This is a genomic window from Micromonospora sp. NPDC052213 (assembly GCF_040679695.1).
Taxonomy (GTDB): domain Bacteria; phylum Actinomycetota; class Actinomycetes; order Mycobacteriales; family Micromonosporaceae; genus Micromonospora.
Genome location: NZ_JBFAVI010000317.1, coordinates 1 through 2644 on the forward strand (window position 1 = coordinate 1; position 2644 = coordinate 2644).

2 protein-coding genes are annotated in these 2644 nt (G+C 80.1%); both read right to left on the reverse strand.

The window, feature by feature from the left end:
- A partial coding sequence (locus AB0L34_RS33490) for an AMP-binding protein (RefSeq protein ID WP_363709646.1) occupies window positions 1–1743 on the reverse strand: 1743 nt, incomplete at its 3' end.
- On the reverse strand, window positions 1740–2644 hold a 905-nt coding region (locus AB0L34_RS33495), incomplete at its 5' end, for a non-ribosomal peptide synthetase (protein WP_363709648.1). The genes AB0L34_RS33495 and AB0L34_RS33490, both read right to left, overlap by 4 nt.

Consider the following 2644-nt stretch of genomic DNA (forward strand, 5'->3'; position numbering starts at 1 on the left):
CAGGACGTCGGCGGGGGTCACCCGCACGCCGGTGCGCTCGGTCAGCCGGGCGGCCACCCGGGCCGCGGCGAGCGAGGTGCCGCCGAGCGGCAGGAAGGCGTCGCCGGCCCGGATTTCCCCGGCCGACAGCACCCGCCGCCAGGCGTCGAGCACCACGCCGACCGGGTCGGCCGGGTCGGGCACGTCGGCAGGCTCCCCCGGGTCGGTCGGGGACGCTGCGGCGACCACGTCAACCGGTTCCCCGGAGTCGGCCGGGGACCCGGCGGCGGGCAGGGGCAGCGCGGCGAGCCGGTCGTGGTCGTACTTGCCGTGCGGGGTGAGCGGCAGGCGGGGCAGCAGGGCCACCACCGCCGGCACGGCGTACCCGGGGAGCCGGTCGCGGGCGTGGTCCCGTACCGCCCGCTCGGTCAACCCGGCCCCCGGCTCCGCCGCCACGTACGCCACCAGCACGTCCCCGAGCCCGTCCCACCGCCGGGCCGCCACCACCACGTCGCGGACGCCGGGCAGCCGGCGCAGCACCGCCTCCACCTCGGCCGGCTCGATCCGGAAGCCGCGGAGCTTGACCTGCCGGTCGACGCGGCCGAGGAAGAGCAGGTTGCCGTCGGGCAGGGTGCGCGCCAGGTCGCCGGTGCGGTAGCTGCGCGTGCCGTCGGCCGCCGCGCCGAACGCCGGTTCCCCGCCCGGGTCCCGCAGGTAGCCGCGGGCCACCGCCGCGCCGGCGACGACCACCTCGCCGGTCCCCGTCGGGCGGCACGACCCGTCGGGTTGGCGCAGCAGCAGCCGGGTGCCCCGCACGGCGGTGCCGATCGGGGTCCGCTCGCCGGCCACGGCGCCGTCGCGGGGCACCACGTACAGGGTGCAGCAGACGGTCGCCTCGGCCGGGCCGTACCCGTTGACGACGGTCAGGGCCGGCCGGCTGCGGGCGATGTCCTGCAACAGCGGGCGCGGAATCGGCTCGACGCCGACCAGCAGCCGCCGCAGCCCGGTCAGCGCCCCCGGCTCGGCGCGCAGCAGCGCCCGCAGCTCGGGCAGGAACGCCGGCGGCACGTACGCGCTGCCCGCCCCCGACGCGTCCAGGAACCCGGCGAGCGCGGCCCCGTCGTGCCGGGCCCCGTCCGGCACGACCCGCACCGTACCGCCCCGTGCCAGCGGGGCGAAGCACTCCCAGACCGCGACGTCGAAGGAGGGGCGGGTCCACCACGTGCCGGTGTGCCCGTCCGGCACCGGAGCACGGTCGTCGAGGTCGGCGAGGAGGTTGAGCAGGTTGCCGTGCTCCACCTGCACGGCCTTCGGCGCGCCCGTCGAGCCGGAGGTGTGCACCACGTACGCCACGTCGGACGGCTCGCCGGTGTCGGTGAGGGGCGCGGCCGGCCCGGCCCCGACGGCGGCCGGCGCGAGGACGGGCCGTCCGGGCGGGGCGGACTCGGCCACCACGAGCGACGGTTCGGCGGCGTCGAGCAGCGCGGCGACGCGGGCCGGCGGTTGACGCGGGTCCAGGGGCACGTACGCCGCCCGCACCGCGAACGCGCCGACGGCGGCGGCGACGGCGTGCGCGCCGGGCTCCAGCAGCACCCCGACCCGGTCGCCGGGGCCGACACCGCGCGCGGCGTAGCCGGCGGCGTAGCGGCCGGCCAGGTCGCGCAGGCCGGCCCAGGTGACGACGGCGTCCTCGGCGTGCACGGCGACCGCGTCCGGCCACCGGTCGGCGGCGGCGAGCAGGCGGCTGAGCAGGGTGCCGGTCACCGGGCCGCCCCGACCCCGTCCGGCGCGACCGGCCCGGCGGCGCGCAGCGCCTCGACGGCGGCGAGGTAGTCGGCGAAGCGCCGGTGCTCGTAGAGCAGCGTGGCGCGCACGTCGACCCGCAGGCCCTGCCGGACCAGGGCGCTCAGCCGCACCGCGAGCAGCGAGTCGCCGCCGACGGTGAAGAAGTCGTCGTCGGGGCGGGGCGGGGCGCCCAGCACGGCCCGCCACGCCTCGGCGACCGCCGTCCCGGCCTCGGTCGGCCGGTCCCCCGGCGCGTCCCGGCCGTCCCCGCGCTCGCCGGCCAGCCGCCGGGCGGTGCCGGCGCGCAGCGCGGCCCGGTCGAGCTTGCCGTTGGTGGTGAGCGGCAGGGCGTCGCACCGCTCCACGAGATGCGGCACCATCGCGGCGGGCAGCCGGGAACGCAGCCAGTCCCGCACGCCGTCGGCGTCGACCGCGCCGACCACCCAGGCCACCAGCAACGTCTGCCCGTCCCGGTCGAGCGTGCCGGCCGCGGCCTGGCCGACCCCTGGCATCGCGAGCAGGGCGAACTCCACCTCCCGCAGCTCGATCCGGTGGCCGCGGATCTTGACCTGGCCGTCGCCGCGGCCGACGAAGTGCAGCTCGCCGTCGCGGTCGCGCCGGCAGACGTCCCCGGTGCGGTAGCGCCGCTCCCCGTCGGCGACGCCGAAGGCGGCGGCGGTCTCGGCGGGCGCGGACCGGTAGCCACGGGCCAGCACCGGCCCGGCGACGACCAGCTCACCCTGCTCGTCGCCGTCCCCGGGGCCGGTCGGGGCCAGGGCCAGCCGGGCGCCGGCGACCGGCCGTCCGATCGGCGGGGGGCCGGTCCGGGGGGGGGGGCGGCGCCGGGGCGTCGGGGCGGGGTCGAGGGTGGGGGCCGCGG